Raw genomic sequence first — 20,121 nt, forward strand, 5'->3', positions numbered from 1 at the left:
GATGAGTCAGGAAACACACCGAGTACGCCCGCAGGTGTCCCGATGGCGTGGCGCCGGACTGGTCGTCGCGGTCGGGGCACTGCTCGCCGGACTGCTGTCGGGATGTGGCAGCACCGAACCCCGCAACCTGCTCAGCTCGATCCGTGACGGAGCGGTCGTCCTGGGCGTCAAGTTCGACCAGCCCGGCCTCGGCCTGTACGAGCCGGACGGCAACGTCACCGGCTTCGACGCGTCGGTCGCCACCTACGTGGTCAACTCCATCGCGGACGACCTCGGCGTCGATCACCCGGAGATCACCTGGCGCGAGACGCCGTCGGCCCGCCGCGAGGCGATGATCGACAACGGCGAGGTCGACCTGATCGCCGCCACCTACTCGATCAACGCCAGCCGTTCCAAGAAGGTGTCGTTCGGCGGCCCCTACCTGCAGACCTACCAGGGCCTGATGGTGCGTGACGACGACAACTCGATCTCCGAGCTGGCCGACCTCGACAACGGAAAGAAGCTCTGTTCGGTCACCGGCTCGACGTCGGCGCAGAACGTGAAGGCGCAGCTGCCGACCGTGCAGCTGCAGGAGTACGACTCCTACTCGGCCTGCGTCGAGGCGCTCCGCCGCGGCAAGGTCGACGCGCTGACGACCGACGAGGCGATCCTCGCCGGCTACTCCAACTTCTGGAAGGACGAGTTCAAGCTCGTCGAGATGACGTACCTCAAGGACGCGTGCGTCAAGGACGCGCTGAAGACGGCGGGCAGCCCGTTCTCGACCGAACGCTACGGCGTGGGTGTCGCACTCGGCGACACCGCCGCGGTCGAGGCGATCAACAAGGCCCTCGACACCATGCTGACCCCGGCCGAGGGCATCGAGTCGCCCTGGAACGCCGACCTCCGCGAAGCACTCGGCAACGAGTACGTGGACGAGATCATCGCCCGCGCGGACCGTCCCGGTTCGAAGTTCCCCTACCTGCCGGACCCCGGTGACCTCGAGTTCCTCGATTCACCGTCCACGCCGTGCCCGCCCGGACTCGAGTGAGAGGAGTAATCGATGAATGACGCCTCTCTGTGGGAGAGCATGGGCCCCCAGCTGTGGCCCGCCTTCTGGGTGACCATCCAGTTGACCTTCTATTCGGCGATCGGCTCGCTGGTCTGGGGCACGATCCTCGCCGCGATGCGGGTGTCCCCCGTCCCGGTGATGCGCGCCTTCGCCGGGGTCTACGTCAACGTCGTCCGCAACACCCCGTTGACGCTCGTCGTGCTGTTCTGCGCGATCGGCCTGTACCAGAACCTGGGGCTGACCTTCGCGCCGACGATCAAGTCCAACAATTTCTGGCTCGCGGTGCTCGCGTTCGTCCTCTACACGTCGACGTTCGTCTGTGAGACGCTGCGCTCCGGCTTCAACACCGTGCCCCTCGGGCAGGCGGAGGCAGCGCGGTCGCTGGGCATGCCCTTCACCCAGGTGTTCGGGATCATCGTGCTGCCGCAGGCCATTCGAGCCGTCATCGGTCCGATGGGCAGCGTGCTGATCGCGCTGACGAAGAACACCACGGTCGCCTCGGTCATCGGCGTCGCCGAGGCCGCGGCCCTCATGAAGACCGAGATCGAGACCTTCTCCGACCAGCTGTTCGTGATCTTCGGCGTCATCGCCGTGGGCTTCATGATCATCACCCTCACCGAGGGAGCCGTCTTCGGCTACCTCGCCAAGCGACTGGCGGTGAAACGATGAGCGCCGAATCGACTGTCCTGTACGACGCCCCCGGCCCACGCGCACGAACCCGGAACCGCCTGACAGCGATCCTGTTCATCGCGATCCTCGCGGCGATCGCGATCTACGTGATCACCGTGCTCGCTGCCAACGAGCAGTTCACCGGCGAGAAGTGGAGCCCGTTCGTCACCTGGTCCACCTGGACCGGCTACATCCTGCCCGGCCTGTGGCGCACGCTCGCGGCGGCCGCCGTCTCGATCGTGCTGTCGCTGATCCTCGGTGCCGTCCTCGGCATCGGCCGGCTGTCGGATCATCTCTGGGTGCGTGCCGTCTCGAGCGTATTCGTCGAGGTGTTCCGCGCGATCCCGGTGCTGATCCTGATGGTGTTCACCTGGTTCTTGTTCGCCATCTACGGCATCTTCCCGTCGTCGATGCTGGCGTTCGCCGCCGTGGTCACCGGCCTCACGCTCTACAACGGGTCGGTGATGGCCGAGATCCTGCGCTCGGGCATCAACTCGCTGCCGAAGGGCCAGACCGAGGCGTCGATGGCGCTGGGTCTGCGGAAGAGCCAGATGATGAGGATCGTGCTGCTCCCCCAGGCGATCACCGCGATGATGCCGGCACTGATCTCGCAGATGGTGGTGGCCCTGAAGGACAGCGCGCTGGGCTACATCATCGGCTACTCGGAGGTCGTACGCAGCGGTCTGCTGTCGGCCTCGCGCTACGGCAACTACATCCCGGCGCTGATCGTGGTGGCGATCATCATGATCCTCATCAACTTCGGGCTGTCGAACCTGGCGACCTACGTCGAACGACGGCTGCGTCAGGGGCGTCGGGCGACCGAGCCCGCGGACCCGGAGAAGACCGAGCAGGCCGCGTCGGAGAACCTGCTCTGATCCGAGTGATCCCGTGACGGGGAGGCGTCAGGCGTCGTCCAACGCGCCGAGCGCCTCCCCCACCACGTCGAAGGCCAGCGACTGCGAATAACCGCGCCGCACAAGGAATGCGACCAGCCGGCGCAGCGTCTTCTCGCGCTCGGCACGATCGGCGACGACGCGTTCGACGACCGACGGCGTCAGTTTTCGCTCGACGAGTCCCGCCGCGACCCCGCGTTCGTCATCGGGATCGATGTCGGCCAGGGTCTCGGCGATGATCGACTCCGAGATCCCCTTGGTGCGCAGTTCGTGACGGAGCGCCACACGTCCCTTACCCGAGTTCAGGTGTCGGGAACGCACCCACTCCGCGGCGAAATCGGTGTCGTCGAGCAGCTGGTGCTTGTCGAGCCGTGCCATCACCTCGTCGACGGTGTCGGCGTCGAATCCCTTGCGGGTCAACCTCTCCCGCATCTCGTGCCGTGAACGCGCACGGACCCCGAGCAGCCGCAGTGCGGAGTCCCATGCACTGGGTCCCTTTTTCTGCGTCCGCTCGGGGTCCGTCCGTTCGGGGCTTGATGCCTCGTTCATATCGGATCAGGCGGGACCGATCAGAATTCGACTGGCGCCGGGGCGACGTCGTCGGCGTCGACGGTGGCGCCGACGCCGAGCTTCTCCTTGATCTTCTTCTCGATTTCGTCGCGGATGTCGAGGTTCTCGAGCAGGAACTTGCGGGCGTTCTCCTTGCCCTGGCCGAGCTGATCGCCCTCGTAGGTGAACCACGAGCCGGACTTGCGGATGAAGCCCTCGGCGACACCCATGTCGATCAGCGAGCCCTCCTTGCTGATGCCGTGACCGTAGAGGATGTCGAACTCGGCCTGCTTGAACGGCGGCGCGACCTTGTTCTTGACGACCTTCACGCGGGTGCGGTTACCGACGGCATCGGTCCCGTCCTTGAGGGTCTCGATGCGCCGGACGTCGAGGCGCACCGACGAGTAGAACTTGAGAGCCTTACCGCCCGTGGTGGTCTCGGGCGTACCGAACATGACGCCGATCTTCTCACGCAGCTGGTTGATGAAGATCGCGGTGGTCTTGGACTGGCTGAGCGCACCGGTCATCTTGCGCAGCGCCTGGCTCATCAGGCGGGCCTGCAGGCCGACGTGGCTGTCGCCCATCTCGCCCTCGATCTCGGCCTTGGGCACCAGTGCGGCCACCGAGTCGATGACCAGGATGTCCAGAGCGCCCGAACGGATCAGCATGTCGGCGATCTCGAGAGCCTGCTCACCGGTGTCGGGCTGGGACACCAGCAGCGCGTCGGTGTCGACACCGAGCTTGGCGGCGTAGTCGGGGTCGAGAGCGTGCTCGGCGTCGATGAAGGCGGCGATGCCGCCCTGGGCCTGGGCATTCGCGACGGCGTGCAGCGCCACCGTGGTCTTACCCGAGGATTCCGGACCGTAGATCTCGACGACGCGGCCGCGGGGCAGACCACCGATACCGAGGGCGACGTCGAGTGCGATCGAGCCGGTCGGGATGACCTCGATCGGCTGACGAGTCTCCTCACCGAGACGCATGACCGAACCCTTGCCGAAGTTCTTGTCGATCTGGGCGAGGGCCAGATCGAGGGCCTTCTCACGGTCTTGAGGCGCAGATGCCATCGGAGTTCTCCTCGGTTGTGAGCCGGATTTCCGGCGGGTGGTCGGTGCGGTCCGGGCGTTCATGTCTGAAAGGTATCGCGTGGGTCCGACAAGTCTTGGCGGCGCTCCCGGCGACCCATTCTTCTCCTCGGTCCCGATACTTCAGACGCGGCGGCGGCCCGTTCGGTTCCGTCTGATCACCAGAATGAACGAACAGGTGTTCGATGGCAAGTGCGACACGCGGGGCGTGTCACCACCGCTGTCGCGGCACGTCGAAGTCGCGGCAGATCGCCACCCAGACATCGCGGGGGTCGATCCCGTCGTCGATCGCCTGCGCACCGGTGCGGCCGGCGAACTCGGTGAGCACGTGGTCGACGAGGATCGAATCCGCCCGTGTCACACCGAATTCGGTGCTCATCAGTTCGTTGAACTCGGTCAGGCGCACAGCCCCACCCTACGTTCGGCCACCACCACCGGGTCGACGGTGTCGGTGCCGCTCTCCCCGATCCGCTCGGCGCAGCGGGCGTGTCCGGTGTCGTCGAGGACCGCGCGGACGGCGTCGGCGACGGCGTCGACGGTGAGCGGGCGGACCCACCGGCCCGCACCCGCGCGCTGGAGACGGTTCGCCAGCTCCCACTGATCGCCGCCGCCGGGTACCGCGACCACCGGCACCCCGGCGGTCATCGCCTTGGCGAGGATGCCGTGCCCGGAGCCGCAGATGAGTACCCGGGCATGGGCCAGCACCTCGTCCTGCCGTCCCAGTCCCGCGGTGATCGGGGCGGGTACGCCGCCGCCGAAGCGGGCCAGGTCCTCGGCCGTCGGCCGGTGCAGCCCGGAGACCACCACCCGGACACGCCGTCCGAGAACCGGCTCGGACAGCGCCTCGAGCACCACACCGACCATGTCGGCGGCGCCGGTCTCGGCCGTGGACGGCGCGAGTACCACCAGCGGCTCGTCACCGGCGGGGCGGTCGAAGAGGTCGTCGGTGGGTTCCCACAGGAGTGGGCCGATCAGATGGGTGTCGGCGGGCCAGTCGGGCCGTGCCACCTCGAGGCCGGGCAGGGTCGCCACGAACCGCGCACTCGGGCCGTCGTCGGCGGCGGGCAGACCGATCGACACCCGCGCAGCGGCACGCTGCCGTTCGCCCTTGCGGATGGAGGTCGCGGTCGCGGCACGCATCAGCGCGTCCCGGACGCGACCACGAAACCCGGTTCCCGGGGCGAGACCCGAACCGATCGGCGGTAGTCCGCGGGACGGCAGGTACAGCGGATGTGGCGAGAGCTCGATCCACGGCAGGCCGTTCAGCTGCGCCGCCCATCCCCCGCAGACGGTGATGACATCGGAGACGACGAGTTCGGCGCCGGACTCGGACAGCACGGGTGCCAGCAGCTGCGCCATCCGCGCCGCACGGGCGCCGAGTTTGTCCCCGGCGTCGGCGTCGTCGTCGACATCCGTGGCCGCGAGACCCGGGAGTTCGGCGATGTCGATGCCGCGACGACGCGCGGCATCCGACCAGTTCAGTCCGGTGTAGACCGTCGCCCGGTGCCCCGCCGAGACAAAACGCTCGGCGAGGGCGAAGGCCGGAAAGGCATGTCCTGCATCAGAACCCGCGACAAGTGCGACATGCACGTGCCGCGGATCAGTTCTGCGCGGGCGGCTCGGTGGTCGGCGGGGTGGCCTGCGTCGCCGGCTGACCCTTCTGCAGCGGCGGTGCGGTCGCTCCGGCGGACGGCAGGGCGTCGCCGCGCATGCTGGCGCGGATCTGCTCGAGGCGGGAGTGACCGGCCATCTGGATGCCGGCCTGCTCGACCTCCTGCATCCGGCCCTGGACCGAGTTCTTCGCCAGTTCGGCCGAGCCGAGGGCATTGGCGTAGCGGCGCTCGATCTTGTCGCGCACCTGGTCGAGGCTCGGGGTGTTGCCGGGCACCGACAGCTCGCTCATCTGGTTGAGCGACGCGCTGACCTGCTCCTGCATCTTCGCCTGCTCGAGCTGGCTGAGCAGCTTGGAGCGCTCGGCGAGCTTCTGCTGGAGGATCATCGCATTGCGCTCGACGGCCTTCTTGGCCTGGCCGGCAGCCTGAAGCGACTGATCGTGCAGCGACTTGAGGTCCTCGACGCTCTGCTCCGCGGTCACCAGCTGGGCTGCGAACGCCTCGGCGGCGTTCGTGTACTCGGTGGCCTTGTGGGTGTCCCCGGCGGCCGCGGCCTGATCGGCGAGCGTCAGCGCCTGACGGGTGTTGGCCTGCAGGCGTTCGATGTCCTCGAGCTGCCGGTTCAGCTTCATCTCGAGCTGTCGCTGGTTGCCGATGACCGAGGCGGCCTGCTGCGACAACGCCTGATGCTGACGCTGAGCATCTTCGATCGCCTGCTGGATCTGGACCTTCGGGTCGGCGTGTTCGTCGATCTTCGCGTTACCGAGTGCCGTCAGGTAGCGCCACAACTTCACGAACGGGTTCGCCATGCTCTACGTCACTCCATTCAAGGGTTTGAGGACTGTGCAGACCAATCTAGTGGCTGCGCGTTCAGGCCGCGGCCAGCGCGGTCGCGTCGCGGCGTCCGGCAGGCGCGGGGATGACCACCTTGGTCGCGGTGAGACCGGCCTCGGCGACCTCGGGGGCCACCGTCTCGGCGGGACGCATCGCGTGCCCGACGTCGAGGAGGAGGTCGGCGATCTCCACGTCGAGTGCGTCGCAGATGGCCGCGAGCAGTTCGCTCGAGGCCTCCTTCTGACCGCGCTCGACCTCGGAGAGGTAACCGAGACTCACGCGTGCACCGGTGGACACCTCACGAAGGGTCCGACCCTGCTGCGTGCGGACCCGACGAAGGCTGTCGCCGAGCGCCTCACGTAAGAGCATCGCCATCGAGTCTCCTCTCCCTGTTCACTCCTCAGCCAACGCCTCACGCGGCCGGATCGTTCCCCGGCCGCGGTTCCCCCGACAGTAGTCGAACTCAGCGGCCCGCGCCGGTTCCTCCGACGGCCCGTCGCGCCTGCGGCGCCGACCCCGGATCGGGGGTGCCGGTGCCGGACCCGCCGGAGCGGACCTTGATCGCCTGCCAGGTGTAGTCGAGCCCGGTGTAGATGGTCACGACCACCGCGAGACCCATCAGGATCCCGGCGGCGATCTGCCATCCCCCGCCGAGCGGCGCGAGGTACAGACCGATCGCGACCGCCTGCAGCAGGGTTTTGAGTTTCCCGCCGCGGCTGGCGGGGATCACCTTGTGGCGCAGCACCCAGAAGCGCAGCGCCGTGACCCACAGTTCGCGCGCGATGATGACCGCGGTGACCCACCAGGGCAGGATGCCGAGGATCGAGAGCCCGACGAGCGCACCGCCGATGAGGGCCTTGTCGGCGATCGGGTCGGCCATCTTGCCGAAGTCGGTGATCAGGCCGCGCTGCCGGGCGATGCGCCCGTCGTACCGATCGGTGAGGGCCGCGACCGCAAAGACGACCGTGGCCACCGTGCGCCACAGCGTGGATTCACCGGACTCCATGAACAGGGCCGCCAGGAACACCGGGACCAGGAGGATCCGGAAGACAGTCAGTGCGTTCGCGATGTTGACCACCGGGACCGGGTCGACCGGATCGGTGATGTGATCCGGCCCGCGGCCCACATTCGCGATACCTTTTTCGTCGACGGCCCGCCGAATGCGATCGGTCATGAGCACACCCCCGGGCGCGGACGGGTTCCGCGATACACGGGAATTCTCATACGCACGCTCAACAGGGTATCGGCCCACGCCGCGCAGAAGGTAAACCGGGCCGATGCGCATGTCCGCACAGGACTAAGGTGATGTCCCATGTCCCCCGTCTCCCCGGAGCCCGCCGAACCCGAATCCACGGCGGATCCCGTTGCGCCCGAATCGACTACTGGCGATGTCGTGGTGCGACGCGCGCGTGCCTCGGACGTGCCGCGCATCAAGGAACTGATCGACGAGTACGCGGGCAAGATCCTCCTGGAGAAGAACCTCGTCACCCTGTACGAGTCGGTGCAGGAGTTCTGGGTCGGCGAACTCGACGGGGAGGTCGTGGGCTGCGGGGCCCTTCACGTGCTGTGGGCCGATCTCGGTGAGGTCCGCACGGTCGCGGTCGACCCCACGTTCTCCGGTCGCGGGATCGGTCACAAGATCGTCGGCCGGTTGATGGAGATCGCCCGCGAACTCGAACTGTCCCGCGTCTTCGTGCTGACCTTCGAGACGAGCTTCTTCGCCAAGCACGGGTTCAGCGAGATCCAGGGCACCCCGGTCACGCGTGAGGTGTTCGAGGAGATGTGCCGCTCCTACGACACCGGTGTCGCCGAGTTCCTGGACCTGAGTTACGTCAAACCCAACACCCTGGGGAACACCAGGATGCTGGCCACCATCTCCGAGGAGTGAGCAGATGCCCTTTTTCGCCGTCCAGTACACCTACCGTCCGGCCAAGGCCGCACTCCGCGACCAGCACCGTCCGCTGCATCGGGAGTGGCTCGGCGAGGAGAACAAGGCGGGCAACGTGCTCCTCGCCGGGCCGTACCCGGACGGGTCGGGCGCGCTGATCATCATCAGCGCGGCCGACCTCGAGGCCGCCGAGGCCTTCCTCGCCAACGACCCGTTCCAGGCTCACGAGGCCGTCGACGCCGTGCGGATCGACGAGTGGAACCAGGTCTTCGGACCGTTCTGACGGGTCGCGTCAGGTCTGCGCCTGATCCTTGTCAGCCCCTGACCTGCTCTTCACCAGACTCGCGACGGTGGTGACGACGAGGACACCCAGGATCACCGACAGCGACAGCGGCGTCGAGATCTCCGGGACGCTCACGTGCTCGCCGCCGTTGACGAAGGGCAGCGTGTTCTCGTGCAGGGCGTGCAGGACCAGCTTGGTGCCGATGAACGCCAGGATGATCGACAGGCCGATCGAGAGGTACACCAGCCGGTCGAGCAGTCCGCCGAGCAGGAAGTACAGCTGGCGCAGGCCCATGAGCGCGAAGGCGTTGGCGGTGAACACCAGGTACGGCTCGGAGGTCAGGCCGTAGATCGCCGGGATCGAGTCGAGTGCGAACAGCAAGTCGGTGAAGCCGATGACAATGAGCACCATCAGCATCGGCGTCGCGAGCCGCTTGCCGTTGACGCGGGTGAAGAGCTTGTCGCGGTCGTAGGAGTCATGCGTGCGCAGGAACCGCTTGACGAAGCGTTCGAGCCTGGTCTCCCGCTGCTCCTCGTGTTCGACGGGGTCGTCGCTCTCGCGGAGCAGCTTGACCGCGGTGAAGATCAGGAAGGCCCCGAACAGGTAGAACACCCAGCTGTAGGCGTTGATGGCGGCCGCACCGACGGCGATGAAGACGGCGCGCATGCCGAGCGCCATCACGATGCCGAGCAGCAGCACCTTCTGTTGGTACTCCGGCGGCACCGCGAACTTCGCCATGATGATGACGAAGACGAACAGGTTGTCCACCGAGAGCGCCTTCTCGGTGACGTACCCGGCGAAGTACTCGCCACCGAACGTTCCGCCCCACTTCCACCAGACGAAGACACCGAAGGCAATGGCGAGCGAGATGTAAACCGCCGACCAGGTGCCCGACTCCTTGAGTGACGGTGCATGGGGCACGCGCACGTGTGAGAAGAAGTCGAACACGAACAATCCGAGGATCACCGCAACGGTGATCAGCCATAGGGATAAAGAAACGTCCACAGTAGTCCTCCAGCAGGCAGCATCAGCTGACGAGCCAGAGGTCTCTCCCACCCGGGATTCGGGGGCCGACGCTCCGGGTCACCGAGGCGGTGATGATCGGCATCACCGCGGATCGGCACCGTACTGACGGAGACGCCGCGTCGGGGATACTCCCCTCATGGATCTGGCGGCCAGCCTACCGGATGCCGGTAGGCGGCCACGGAAATCCCTGTTCAGCCACTTCCTCAGCTCTCGGCCGACTCGTCGTCCCCGCCGCCGGTGATGGAGGCGATGACCCCGGCGAGGTCGTCGGGCTTCACGAGCACCTCGCGCGCCTTGGAGCCCTCACTCGGTCCGACGACGCCGCGGGTTTCCATGAGATCCATCAGGCGGCCGGCCTTGGCGAAGCCGACGCGTAGCTTGCGCTGCAGCATCGACGTCGAACCGAACTGGCTGGAGACGACGAGTTCGATCGCCTGCAGCAGGTCGTCGAGGTCGTTGCCGATGTCGCTGTCGATGTCCTTCTTCTCGCCGGCCTTCGCCGCGGTGACGCCCTCGGTGTACTCGGGCTCGGCCTGCTCCTTGGCGAAGTCGACGACGGCCGCGATCTCCTCGTCGGAGATGTAGGCGCCCTGCATGCGGATGGGCTTGTTGGCGCCCATCGGCAGGAACAGTCCGTCGCCCATGCCGATGAGTTTCTCGGCGCCGGGCTGGTCGAGGATGACTCGCGAGTCGGTCAGCGACGACGTGGCGAAGGCGAGGCGAGACGGCACGTTGGTCTTGATCAGACCGGTGACCACGTCGACCGACGGACGCTGGGTCGCGAGGACCAGGTGGATGCCGGCCGCGCGCGCCTTCTGGGTGATGCGCACGATCGCCTCTTCGACGTCGCGCGGTGCGGTCATCATCAGGTCGGCCAGCTCGTCGACGATCGCGAGGATGTACGGGTACGGCTTGTACACCCGCTCGCTGCCGAGCGGGGTGGTGATCTCGCCGGAACGCACCTTCGTGTTGAAGTCGTCGATGTGGCGAACCCGCGAGGCCTTCATGTCCTGGTAGCGCTGTTCCATCTCCTCCACCAGCCACGCGAGGGCGGCGGCAGCCTTCTTGGGCTGCGTGATGATGGGGGTGATCAGGTGTGGGATGCCCTCGTACGGGGTGAGCTCCACCATCTTCGGGTCGATGAGGATCATCCGGACCTGCTCGGGAGTGGCGCGGCTGAGCAGCGACACCAGCATCGAGTTGACGAAGCTCGACTTACCCGAGCCGGTCGAACCGGCGACGAGCAGGTGCGGCATCTTCGCCAGGTTCGCGCTGACGAAGTCACCCTCGATGTCCTTGCCGAGACCGATGACGAGCGGATGCTTGTCCTTGCGGGTCGACGGCGCGCTGAGGACGTCGGCCAGGCGGACCATCTCGCGGTCGGCGTTGGGCACCTCGATACCGACCGCGGACTTGCCCGGGATCGGCGCGAGCAGGCGGACGTTGTCGGTCGCCGCGGCGTAGGCGATGTTGCGCTGGAGCGCGGTGATCTTCTCGACCTTCACGCCCGGTCCGAGCTCGACCTCGTAGCGGGTGACCGTCGGTCCGCGGGTGTAGCCGGTGACGGCCGCGTCGATCTTGAACTGTTCGAGCACGCCGGTCATCCGGTCGATCATCTCGTCGTTGGCGCTGGTGCCGGCCTTCGGCGGATCGCCCTCGAGCAGCAGGTGCGGGGGCGGCAGGATGTAGTCACCCTCGGCTGCCGGTTCCGAGGGTGCGAACGCCTCGTCGTCGAGCTCTGGTTCCGGCTCCGCTGCGGGTGCCGGCTTGGGCGCCGGACGCGCGGCCGGCGTCGTACGACGTGCAGTGGCCGGGCGGGCCGGTGGCTCGATGACCTCGGTCATCTGCTCGTCGGCGGCGTTGTCGCCGAACGGCTCGGTGTAGGCGTCGGCGAAGTTCTCGGTGACCGCTTCCTCGATCGGCTCCTCGGCGACCTTGGCCGGCTTGCGGCGCGATCGGCTCACCGGCCGCGACGGGGTCTCGTCGGGCGGGTAGTTGTCGTACGGGTTCGACGAGTACGAGCGACGTGTCGCGCGGGAGCCGAAGGCGTCATCGTCGGCGTCGTCCGCCGCGGGATCGCCGAAGTCGGGATCCTCGTAGTTCTCCGCGTCCTCGTCCCAGTCGAGGTCGCTCTCCCACGGCGCGTCGTCGGCACCGGGCACACCCAGTCCGAGATATCCGGCGGCGGCGTCGACGACCTCACGCACCGTGCGTCCACTGAGGATCAGGACGCCGAAGGCCATGCACAGCAACAGGATCGGGACGGACACCCAGGCGGTGACGCCCGTGGTGAGCGGCGTGCCGATGGCGAAACCGACGAAACCCGCCGCCGACGATCGGCCCGGCAGATCCAGCGGTGCACCGGCGATGAGATGCATGATGCCCAGCAGCGGCAGCACGACGAGGGACCCGCCGCCGAGATAGCGGCCACGTCGTTCGGGTGCCGCGGGGCGTCGCATCAGCATGATCGCGACCACGACGAGCGCCACCGGCACCACGACCGCCGCCGAGCCGACGATCGCGCGGATCAGCGCCTCGATGAATGCGCCGACGGGTCCGGCGGCCCCGAACCAGACACTGGCCGCGAACAACAGACCCAGCGCGAGCAGTCCCAGAGCAACACCGTCGCGGCGATGACTGTGTCCCTGCCCGCGCGGAGCCGGTCCACGCGGACCGGGCGCACCATCGGCGTCGACCTCGTCGTCGTAGTCGGCGTCGACGGCATCCAGTTCGAGATCATCGTCGTCGAACGGTCGCGACTCGGTGCGCGGCCCCCGGCCGACGCCGGAACCCACGCGAGCCGCGCTGCCGACACCGCGGGCGAACAGCGACCAGCCTGCGCCGATCCCCTTCCCCACCGCGGAGGCGCCGGCGGCGGCCACCGAACGGCGGTGCAGATCGACCGACTCGGCCGACGCGGAGGTGTTCCGGCGACGCGGTGTCGCGGTGGCGGACTGCCGGCTGCGGGACCCGGTGCTCGTGGATCGGCTCGACGTGCGCGAGGCCCCGGACTTGCCCGCACCGGACCGTGCGGAACCGGCACGGGTCGACGACTTGCTCGCCCCGCGGCTGTTCGCAGTGCTCTTGCCTGACCGGCTCGCGCCGGAACGTGCCGCCGACCCGGTCGACCGTCCGGTGCTCGTGCCACCCGACCGTGTGCCGGATGCCTTCGACGCGGACGTGCGCGTACCCGTGCTTGCCTTCGAAGCCATACCGACAGACTAGTCGGCTCTGTTCACTTCAGTCACACGGGCAACACTGATAACGGCGACGTGTCGAAGTTGTTACCCGCCTGCATCGCCGACACGCCCTACAGGCCGTGAGAACTGTCACGAACCGCGGCGATCGCGCTCGGATCGCCGTCGAAGGTGACTGCGACGGGGGCGCGTCCGAACGCGAACAGGACGAGTTCGCCGATCGATCCCGTGACCACGACTTCTTTCCCGGAGCCGACGGTGACGAGGTCCTCGCCGGCGGTCGTGCGCAGGGTGACGCGCGCGGGGATCTTCTTGAGGGTCATCTTCGCCATCGACGTGGCCGGACCGCGCAGCTCGGCCTCGAGTTCGGGCGACAGCATCCGCGGCGTCCAGCGCCCCGCCGGGTCCGCTCCCCCACGCAGCACGTCCTCGTGGTGGACGAACATCTCGGCGAGATTGGCGAACCGGTCGACGAGTTTGAACGGCGAGTAGACCGGCGGCCCGGATGCGAGTTCGTCGAGAAGTTCGTCGAAGTCCCGCCGGGCGGCCTTGGTCCTCACCTTCTCGGTGTAGCCGGCGAAGGCCGGGATCAGGATGCCCGGCCCGGTGTCGGGGCGTCGTTCGCGGACGACGAGATGAGCCAACAGATCGCGGGTGGTCCAACCTTCACAGAGGGTGGGCGCGTCCGGGCCCACCTTCTTCATGGTCTCGACGAGAGCCGCTCGTTCCTCCTGTGCACCGGTCACCCAGCCCACAGTAGCGAGAACTAGTCGGCGCCCACGGCGAGCACCGTCGGCACGATCATCGGCCGGCGACGGTAGACGTCGGAGACCCAGCGGCCCACGGCGCGCCGGATTCCCTGCGCGATGCGATGCGCGTCGTTGACGCCCTCGGCAGCGAGCGAGTCGAGGACCTGGTTGACCAGGTCGGCGGCCGACTTGAGCGCGTCCGGGTCGTCGGAGAAGCCTCTGCCGGAGACCTCCGGCGAGCTGACCGCGCGACCCGTCGTGGCATCGATGGCGACGGTGATCGCGATGAAGCCGCCCTCGCCGAGCACGAGACGCTCGGACAGGGTCGACTCGCCGACGTCGCCGACGGACAGTCCGTCGACGTAGACGTGTCCGACCGGGACGCGGCCGACGATGTCGGCGCGGCCGTCGACGAGGTCGACCACCACACCGTCCTCGGCCAGCACGACGCGGTCCTCCGGCACGCCGGTCGCGACCGCGAGTGCGGCGTTCGCGCGCAGATGACGCCATTCGCCGTGCACCGGCATCACGTTCGACGGGCGCACCGCGTTGTACAGGTAGAGCAACTCGCCGGCCGAGGCGTGGCCGGACACGTGCACCTTCGCGCTCTGCTGCGTGATCACGGTGGCACCGCGCTTGGCCAGACCGTTGACCACGGCGAAGACCGAGTTCTCGTTGCCCGGGATCAGCGACGACGCCAGCACGACGAGGTCGTCGGCGCGGATGTTGATCTGGCGGTGCTCGCCGCGCGCCATCCGCGACAGCGCCGACAACGGCTCGCCCTGCGAACCGGTGGAGATCAGCACGATGCGGTGGTCGGGAAGCGTCGCGGCGGTGTCGAGGTCGACGACGACACCGTCCGGCACCGACAGGTAGTTCAGGTCCTGCGCGATCTGCATGTTGCGCACCATCGACCGGCCGACGAAGCAGACGCGCCGATTGTGGGTGTGCGCGACGTCGATGATCTGCTGGATGCGGTGCACGTGGCTGGCGAAGGACGCGACGATGACACGCTGCCTGGCCTTGCCGATGACCTGGTCGAGCACGCCGCCGATCTCGCGTTCGGGGGTGACGAAGCCGGGGACCTCGGCGTTGGTCGAGTCGACGAGGAACAGGTCCACACCCTCGTCGCCGAGGCGGCTGAAGCCGGCGAGGTCGGTGAGCCGACCGTCGAGGGGCAGCTGGTCGAGCTTGATGTCTCCGGTGTGCAGCGCGAGACCCGCGGGGGTGCGGATCGCGACCGCGAGGGCGTCTGGGATCGAGTGGTTGACGGCGAAGTACTCGCACTCGAACGGGCCGTGGTCGGTCCGCTCCCCCTCGGCGACCTCGACGAGCTTGGGCCGCAGGCGGTGTTCCCGGCACTTGGCCTCGACGAGGGCGAGCGTGAATTTCGAACCGACGACGGGGATGTCGCTGCGCAGCCGCAGCAGGAACGGGATCGCGCCGATGTGGTCCTCGTGGCCGTGGGTGAGGATCACCGCGTCGACGTCGTCCATGCGGTCTTCGATGTAGCGGAAGTCCGGCAGGATCAGGTCGACGCCGGGCTGCTGGTCCTCGGGGAACAGCACACCGCAGTCGACGATCAGCAGACGTCCGTCGTACTCGAAGACGGTCATGTTGCGGCCGATCTCGCCGATACCGCCGAGCGCGACGATCCGCAGTCCACCCTTGGGCAGGCGGCGCGGGGTGCCGAGGCGATCGACCGGCGCCGGGGTCGCCTGCTCGTTGCGGCGACCGCGAGAGTCGCCGCCGCGTTCGTGCCGGCCGCGCCGGCCACCGGACGACGAACCGGACTTCTGCTTGGCGGAATGCCTGGGTGCGGTCTCGGTCTTCGCGGGGGCCTGGCGAGCCGGGCCCGCGTCGGGCGCGGTGGTGGCCGGAACCGTGTCGACCGGGACCGCTTCCACCGGCGGCGTACTCGGCGGTCCGGCCTTACGGGAGGCGGCACGGCGTCGGGGGCGCGTGGTCCGTGCTTCGGGACCGTTGGTGTCAGTGCCGGTGTTGTCAGACATCAGGCGAGAACACCTGCCGCACGTAGATCCACGATCAGCTCCTCGATCTGAGGCCCGGAGGCGGGCACCTGGGGCAGGCGCGGATCGCCCACCTCGAGTCCGAGAATGCGCAGCGCCGCCTTCACCATCGTGACACCTCCGAGGCGTCCCATGGCGTTGACGAGCGGAAGCATCGACGTGTTGAGGGTCCGCGCCGTGGCGAGATCCCCCTTCTCCACCGCGATCTGCATCTCGCGCAGGCGATCCGGAACTAGGTGCCCGATCACGCTGACGAAACCGGTGGCACCGATCGACAGCCACGGCAGGTTGAGTGCGTCCTCGCCCGACAGGTATTCGAGCTTGGTGGTGGCGATGAGGCCGGCGGCCGAGTGCAGGTCGCCCTTGGCGTCCTTGACGCCGCGGATGTTCGGGTGTTCGGCCAGCGCCAGCATCGTCTCGTTGGCGATGGGCACGACCGAGCGCGGCGGGATGTCGTAGAGCAGCACGGGAAGTGCGGTGGCGTCGGCGACGGTCCGGAAGTGCGCGAGGAGGCCGGCCTGGGGCGGCTTGGAGTAGTACGGGGTCACCACGAGCAGACCGTGGGCGCCGATCTTCTCCGATTCGATGGCGAACCGCACGCTCTCGGCGGTGTCGTAGCTACCGGCACCCTGGGTGATCCGGGCGCGGTCGCCCACGGCGTCCAGCACGACGCGCAGCAGGTCGAGCTTCTCGGGCACGGTGGTGGTCGGCGATTCGCCGGTGGTGCCGGACACGACAAGCCCGTCGCAACCCTTCGACACGAGGTGGTCGGCCAGGACGGCGGCCTTGTCCAGATCGAGACTTCCGTCGGGACGGAAGGGGGTCACCATCGCCACCACGTTCGTCCCGAAGGGATGCTCGTGCAGCGGTTCCTGGACTGCGTTCATGGTGCTAAAGGCTACCGCCTCCGTATCCGTGACGGGTCTCACCCTTCCAGCACGAACGGTGAGGTCGCGACCTCGGTGCCGTCGGCGAGCGTGCCGATCTCGAAATCGCCGAAAACCGTGGGCGCCACCTGCATCAACTGCCTCAAACATTCGACGGCGAGCTGCCGGATCTCGACGTCGGCGTGCTCGGTGGCGCGCATGCCGACGAAGTGCCGCCACGCCCGGTAGTTGCCGGTCACGACGATCTTGGTCTCGGTGGCGTTCGGCAGCACCGATCGTGCCGCCTGACGTGCCTGCTTGCGGCGCAGGATCGCGTTCGGCACGTCGGCGAACTTCGCCTCCAGCGCATCGAGGAGTTCGGTGTAGGCCTCGCGACTCGCGTCGGTGGCGGCGGTGAAGAGCTCCTCGAGGTGCTCGTCGCCGACGATCGCCGGCGGCGCCACGACGTTGGAGTCGTGTTCGGGCACGAACCGCTGCGACAGCTGCGAGTAGGAGAAGTGCCGGTGGCGGATCAGCTCGTGGGTGCACGAGCGCGAGATGCCGGAGATGTAGAAGGTCACCGAGGCGTGCTCGAGCAGCGACAGGTGCCCGACCTCCAGGATGTGTCGGAGGTAGCCGGCGTTGGTGGCGGTACGGGGGTTGGGCTTGTCCCAGCTCTGGTAGCAGGCGCGGCCCGCGAACTCGACGAGCGCCTCGCCGCCCTCGGCATCCGTGCTCCACGGCACGTCCTCGGGCGGGGTGAACTGGGTCATGGCGACCATCTGCACCTTCAGTGGCACCAACTCGGACACGCAGTCCCCTCCGTTCGACGTTTGTGTGCCCTGATTGTCCCCCACCGCTCCACGGGGCGTGGATTCGGCCTGAAGTCGCGGTCCGCGGTGGGTAAGGTCCCTATGTGTCCACTCGGCATGAGTCCACCCGACGGACTTTCCTGCGAACCGGTGCGGTCGTCACCGGCGCCGCCCTCACCTTGCCCGCCGTCGCCGAATCCGGCTCGGCGCAAGCCGCCCCGCGAAACGTTTTCGCTCACGGCGTGGCCTCCGGCGACCCGCTGCCCGACGCGGTCATCCTGTGGACCCGCATCACCCAGTCCCCCGCATCGACACCGGGTTCCGGTGTGGGACAACCATGTTCGGTCCGCTGGGAGATCGCTCGGGACGCTGGTTTCGGTGCGATCGTCGGTTCCGGGGTCGAGCAGACGTCGGCCGAGAAGGACTTCACCGTCAAGGTCGACGCCACCGGGCTGAGTCCGCGGACGACCTACCACTACCGGTTCACCGTGACGTCCGGACCGGCCGCCGGGGCCGTCTCGCCGGTCGGCCACACCCGCACCGCTCCCGCGACCGGGGCCGACGTCGCGCGGCTCCGCTTCGGCGTCGTGTCCTGCGCCAACTGGGAGGCCGGGTACTTCTCGGCCTACCGGCATCTGAACAACCAGCCGGACCTCGACGCCGTGGTGCACCTGGGCGATTACTACTACGAGTACCAAACCGGCCGGTACACCGGGAAGACCGGCGCGGTCCGCATCCACGACCCGCGCCACGAGATCCGCACACTGCGCGACTACCGAACCCGCCACGGGCAGTACAAGACCGATCCCGACCTCACCGCACTGCACCGGTCGACGCCGTTCATCTGCATCTGGGACGACCACGAGTCGTCGAACGACAGCTGGCGGGACGGCGCGGAGAACCATCAGCCCGGCGAGGGCTCGTGGATCGTGCGCCGCAGCGCGGCCCTGCGCGCCTACTCCGAGTGGATGCCGATCCGACCGGGCGTCGACCCGCAGGGCCGACATCTGTACCGCCGACTCAGGTTCGGAAAGCTGCTCGAGCTGTCGATGCTGGATCTGCGTTCCTACCGCGACCTCCAGGTCGACGCGGTGTCGTCACGCATCGACGATCCCGCCCGCACGATGATGGGCCGCGCCCAGATGTCGTGGCTGACCAACGGACTCGCGTCGTCGGAGACCCGGTGGCGGATCGTCGGCAACCCGGTGATGATCACGCCGGTGCTGATCCCGCCGCTCGACCCGCAGACCACCGGCGCGGTCACCGAGCTGCTCGGCGTTCCGCGGGAAGGCATCCCCTACAACGCCGATCAGTGGGACGGCTACGCCGCCGACCGCCGGCGTCTGCTCGACTCGATCACGAGCAACGGCGTCGACAACGTCGTGTTCATCACCGGCGACATCCACTCGTCGTGGGCCTGTGACATCCCCGTCGACGTCGCGAACTATCCCGGCGCCGGAACCGTCGCGACAGAACTGGTCGGGACGTCGGTGACGTCGACCAACATCGACGAGATGTTCAACGTGCCGGAGAACACCGCCGGTCCGACGATCGCGGCCGCGTTCGGGGCCGCCAATCACCACATCCGCTACTGCGAGTTGGACTCGCATGGATACTCGGTGCTGACCGTCACGCCGTCCGCCACCCAGATGGACTGGTATTTCCTCAACGACAAGACCAACCCGCGTTCGGGGCAGTATTACGCCAAGTCCTTCCGGGTGCGCAGCGGAACGCAGCGGGTCCAGCCGGTCGGGCGACCCGCGGTCTAGCTCTGATCCAGGATCGCCGACAGCTTGGCGTGGGTGTCGGGCCAGCCGTGCACGGCGATCGAGGTGATGCCGAGTGCCTTGACCGGGTAGTCGTTGCCACCCTCGTCGAGGCGGTCGCCGAAGAACAGGATGTCGGAGGTGGTCAGGCCGAGGATGTCCATCAGCTTGAGCGCGCCGTACGCCTTGTCGATGCCCTTCTTGGTGACGTCGACCGACGTCGAACCGCCGCTGCGGACCTCGAGGTCGGGCAGACGTTCGGCAGCGTAGGCGCGCAGCGACTCCTTCTTCGCGCCATCCGGGTCCCAGGCGGCCTTGGCGTCGACCGGGGCCTTCTGCCCGAGCGCACTGAAGGTGATCTGGCTGCCGCGGTCCTCCAGGATCTCGCCCCAGGTCTCGCTCTCCCAGATGCCGAGCGCCTTGGCACCGGTCTCGAGGACGTCGACCGTGCGCTTCTTCTCATCGTCGGTCAGGTACTCGGCGTAGACGGTCTCCCACTCGCTGCCCGCCCAACGGACGTACTGGGTGCCGCAGGTGGGCATCAGATGGAGGTTGCCGACGGAGTCGAAGGTGCCGAGGCGCGCGAGGACCTGCTTCTCGAACTGGGTGAAGTTGCCGCCGGAGATGATGCACCCGAGGCTCACGTCGAGCATTCGATGGAGCAGGTCCACCATCTGGTCATCGAGCGGGCTCTTCGAGGGGGCAAGTGTGTCGTCGAGGTCGAACATCACCAAGCGGTAGTCGTTGCCTTCATACGACACGGTCATCGTCGCTACTCTCCTTCTGGTCCCCGGATGTTTGTTCCGCTGGTTCGCG

The 20,121-nt window shown here is 67.8% G+C and carries 20 protein-coding genes; 6 read left to right on the forward strand and 14 right to left on the reverse strand.

Annotation, left to right across the window (positions count from 1 at the left end):
• Window position 1: 1 nt before the first annotated feature.
• The 3 genes from PWF70_RS13900 to PWF70_RS13910 are packed head-to-tail and all read left to right on the forward strand — an operon-like array spanning window position 2 to window position 2,592.
• On the forward strand, window positions 2-1,027 hold the full coding sequence (locus PWF70_RS13900; RefSeq protein ID WP_502876394.1) for a glutamate ABC transporter substrate-binding protein: 1,026 nt from the start codon (window positions 2-4) through the stop codon (window positions 1,025-1,027).
• Between the two features lie 12 nt (window positions 1,028-1,039).
• Entirely contained in the window at window positions 1,040-1,717 is a 678-nt protein-coding gene (locus PWF70_RS13905; RefSeq protein WP_006359527.1) for an amino acid ABC transporter permease, read from the forward strand.
• The gene (locus PWF70_RS13910; RefSeq protein ID WP_006359528.1) at window positions 1,714-2,592 is read left to right on the forward strand and encodes an amino acid ABC transporter permease; all 879 of its coding nucleotides are present in this window, start codon (window positions 1,714-1,716) and stop codon (window positions 2,590-2,592) included. The genes PWF70_RS13905 and PWF70_RS13910 overlap by 4 nt, the downstream gene beginning before the upstream one ends.
• 27 nt (window positions 2,593-2,619) lie before the next feature.
• On the opposite strand, the gene PWF70_RS13915 is transcribed toward PWF70_RS13910, so the two are convergent.
• The 7 genes from PWF70_RS13915 to pgsA form a co-directional block, all read right to left on the reverse strand.
• Window positions 2,620-3,159 carry a regulatory protein RecX gene (locus PWF70_RS13915; RefSeq protein ID WP_006359529.1) on the reverse strand — a complete coding sequence of 180 codons (540 nt, stop codon included), beginning with the start codon at window positions 3,157-3,159 and terminating at the stop codon, window positions 2,620-2,622.
• A gap of 20 nt (window positions 3,160-3,179) precedes the next feature.
• The gene (gene recA, locus PWF70_RS13920) at window positions 3,180-4,223 is read right to left on the reverse strand and encodes a recombinase RecA (RefSeq protein WP_006359530.1); all 1,044 of its coding nucleotides are present in this window, start codon (window positions 4,221-4,223) and stop codon (window positions 3,180-3,182) included.
• Window positions 4,224-4,452: 229 nt separating this feature from the next.
• Window positions 4,453-4,647, reverse strand: a complete 195-nt coding sequence (locus PWF70_RS13925) for a DUF3046 domain-containing protein (protein WP_006359531.1) — start codon at window positions 4,645-4,647, stop codon at window positions 4,453-4,455.
• Entirely contained in the window at window positions 4,638-5,831 is a 1,194-nt protein-coding gene (locus tag PWF70_RS13930) for a glycosyltransferase (protein WP_006359532.1), read from the reverse strand. Before PWF70_RS13930 ends, PWF70_RS13925 begins: the two co-directional genes overlap by 10 nt.
• A gap of 10 nt (window positions 5,832-5,841) precedes the next feature.
• A complete protein-coding gene (gene pspA / locus PWF70_RS13935) occupies window positions 5,842-6,663 on the reverse strand; it encodes a phage shock protein PspA (RefSeq protein ID WP_006359533.1) in 822 nt (273 codons plus the stop codon).
• A gap of 61 nt (window positions 6,664-6,724) precedes the next feature.
• Window positions 6,725-7,063 carry a helix-turn-helix domain-containing protein gene (locus tag PWF70_RS13940; protein WP_005197401.1) on the reverse strand — a complete coding sequence of 113 codons (339 nt, stop codon included), beginning with the start codon at window positions 7,061-7,063 and terminating at the stop codon, window positions 6,725-6,727.
• Between the two features lie 88 nt (window positions 7,064-7,151).
• Complete coding sequence (pgsA, locus tag PWF70_RS13945) at window positions 7,152-7,862, reverse strand: CDP-diacylglycerol--glycerol-3-phosphate 3-phosphatidyltransferase (protein ID WP_006359534.1); 711 nt, start codon at window positions 7,860-7,862, stop codon at window positions 7,152-7,154.
• Between the two features lie 138 nt (window positions 7,863-8,000).
• On the opposite strand from pgsA, the gene PWF70_RS13950 reads away from it, so the two are divergent.
• Both PWF70_RS13950 and PWF70_RS13955 read left to right on the forward strand, forming a co-directional pair.
• Complete coding sequence (locus PWF70_RS13950; RefSeq protein ID WP_006359535.1) at window positions 8,001-8,576, forward strand: amino-acid N-acetyltransferase; 576 nt, start codon at window positions 8,001-8,003, stop codon at window positions 8,574-8,576.
• A 4-nt stretch (window positions 8,577-8,580) separates the two neighbouring features.
• Complete coding sequence (locus PWF70_RS13955; RefSeq protein WP_006359536.1) at window positions 8,581-8,859, forward strand: YciI family protein; 279 nt, start codon at window positions 8,581-8,583, stop codon at window positions 8,857-8,859.
• A gap of 9 nt (window positions 8,860-8,868) precedes the next feature.
• On the opposite strand, the gene PWF70_RS13960 is transcribed toward PWF70_RS13955, so the two are convergent.
• The 6 genes from PWF70_RS13960 to thyX form a co-directional block, all read right to left on the reverse strand.
• Entirely contained in the window at window positions 8,869-9,864 is a 996-nt protein-coding gene (locus tag PWF70_RS13960) for a TerC family protein (RefSeq protein WP_006359537.1), read from the reverse strand.
• Window positions 9,865-10,088: 224 nt separating this feature from the next.
• A complete protein-coding gene (locus tag PWF70_RS13965) occupies window positions 10,089-13,097 on the reverse strand; it encodes a DNA translocase FtsK (protein WP_196222005.1) in 3,009 nt (1,002 codons plus the stop codon).
• 98 nt (window positions 13,098-13,195) lie between these two features.
• The gene (locus PWF70_RS13970) at window positions 13,196-13,828 is read right to left on the reverse strand and encodes a TIGR03085 family metal-binding protein (RefSeq protein ID WP_035754172.1); all 633 of its coding nucleotides are present in this window, start codon (window positions 13,826-13,828) and stop codon (window positions 13,196-13,198) included.
• A gap of 20 nt (window positions 13,829-13,848) precedes the next feature.
• Window positions 13,849-15,843 (reverse strand): ribonuclease J, encoded by a 1,995-nt coding sequence (locus PWF70_RS13975; RefSeq protein ID WP_006359541.1) that lies wholly within the window; start codon window positions 15,841-15,843, stop codon window positions 13,849-13,851.
• Complete coding sequence (gene dapA, locus PWF70_RS13980; RefSeq protein WP_005197420.1) at window positions 15,843-16,748, reverse strand: 4-hydroxy-tetrahydrodipicolinate synthase; 906 nt, start codon at window positions 16,746-16,748, stop codon at window positions 15,843-15,845. The genes PWF70_RS13975 and dapA overlap by 1 nt, the downstream gene beginning before the upstream one ends.
• A 38-nt stretch (window positions 16,749-16,786) precedes the next feature.
• On the reverse strand, window positions 16,787-17,539 hold the full coding sequence (gene thyX / locus PWF70_RS13985; RefSeq protein WP_006359542.1) for an FAD-dependent thymidylate synthase: 753 nt from the start codon (window positions 17,537-17,539) through the stop codon (window positions 16,787-16,789).
• Window positions 17,540-17,643: 104 nt separating this feature from the next.
• On the opposite strand from thyX, the gene PWF70_RS13990 reads away from it, so the two are divergent.
• The gene (locus PWF70_RS13990; RefSeq protein WP_006359543.1) at window positions 17,644-19,308 is read left to right on the forward strand and encodes an alkaline phosphatase D family protein; all 1,665 of its coding nucleotides are present in this window, start codon (window positions 17,644-17,646) and stop codon (window positions 19,306-19,308) included.
• Here the strand turns inward: PWF70_RS13990 and PWF70_RS13995 are convergent.
• Window positions 19,305-20,072: an HAD-IIB family hydrolase gene (locus PWF70_RS13995; protein WP_006359544.1), complete on the reverse strand. Its 768-nt coding sequence runs from the start codon at window positions 20,070-20,072 to the stop codon at window positions 19,305-19,307. The two genes, PWF70_RS13990 and PWF70_RS13995, sit on opposite strands and share 4 nt — an antisense overlap.
• Window positions 20,073-20,121: the final 49 nt, after the last annotated feature.

The organism is Gordonia sp. Swx-4 (assembly GCF_030316175.1).
GTDB lineage: Bacteria > Actinomycetota > Actinomycetes > Mycobacteriales > Mycobacteriaceae > Gordonia > Gordonia alkanivorans.

Excerpts from the sequence above, each read along its gene's own strand:
- PWF70_RS13910 (WP_006359528.1), top strand. The coding sequence starts at position 1,714 with ATGAGCGCCGAATCGACTGTCCTGTACGACGCCCCCGGCCCACGCGCA.
- pgsA (WP_006359534.1), bottom strand. The coding sequence starts at position 7,862 with ATGACCGATCGCATTCGGCGGGCCGTCGACGAAAAAGGTATCGCGAAT.
- PWF70_RS13900 (WP_502876394.1), top strand. The coding sequence starts at position 2 with ATGAGTCAGGAAACACACCGAGTACGCCCGCAGGTGTCCCGATGGCGT.
- dapA (WP_005197420.1), bottom strand. The coding sequence starts at position 16,748 with ATGAACGCAGTCCAGGAACCGCTGCACGAGCATCCCTTCGGGACGAAC.
- PWF70_RS13940 (WP_005197401.1), bottom strand. The coding sequence starts at position 7,063 with ATGGCGATGCTCTTACGTGAGGCGCTCGGCGACAGCCTTCGTCGGGTC.
- PWF70_RS13915 (WP_006359529.1), bottom strand. The coding sequence starts at position 3,159 with ATGAACGAGGCATCAAGCCCCGAACGGACGGACCCCGAGCGGACGCAG.
- pspA (WP_006359533.1), bottom strand. The coding sequence starts at position 6,663 with ATGGCGAACCCGTTCGTGAAGTTGTGGCGCTACCTGACGGCACTCGGT.
- PWF70_RS13995 (WP_006359544.1), bottom strand. The coding sequence starts at position 20,072 with ATGACCGTGTCGTATGAAGGCAACGACTACCGCTTGGTGATGTTCGAC.
- recA (WP_006359530.1), bottom strand. The coding sequence starts at position 4,223 with ATGGCATCTGCGCCTCAAGACCGTGAGAAGGCCCTCGATCTGGCCCTC.
- PWF70_RS13975 (WP_006359541.1), bottom strand. The coding sequence starts at position 15,843 with ATGTCTGACAACACCGGCACTGACACCAACGGTCCCGAAGCACGGACC.
- PWF70_RS13955 (WP_006359536.1), top strand. The coding sequence starts at position 8,581 with ATGCCCTTTTTCGCCGTCCAGTACACCTACCGTCCGGCCAAGGCCGCA.
- PWF70_RS13905 (WP_006359527.1), top strand. The coding sequence starts at position 1,040 with ATGAATGACGCCTCTCTGTGGGAGAGCATGGGCCCCCAGCTGTGGCCC.
- PWF70_RS13965 (WP_196222005.1), bottom strand. The coding sequence starts at position 13,097 with ATGGCTTCGAAGGCAAGCACGGGTACGCGCACGTCCGCGTCGAAGGCA.
- PWF70_RS13950 (WP_006359535.1), top strand. The coding sequence starts at position 8,001 with ATGTCCCCCGTCTCCCCGGAGCCCGCCGAACCCGAATCCACGGCGGAT.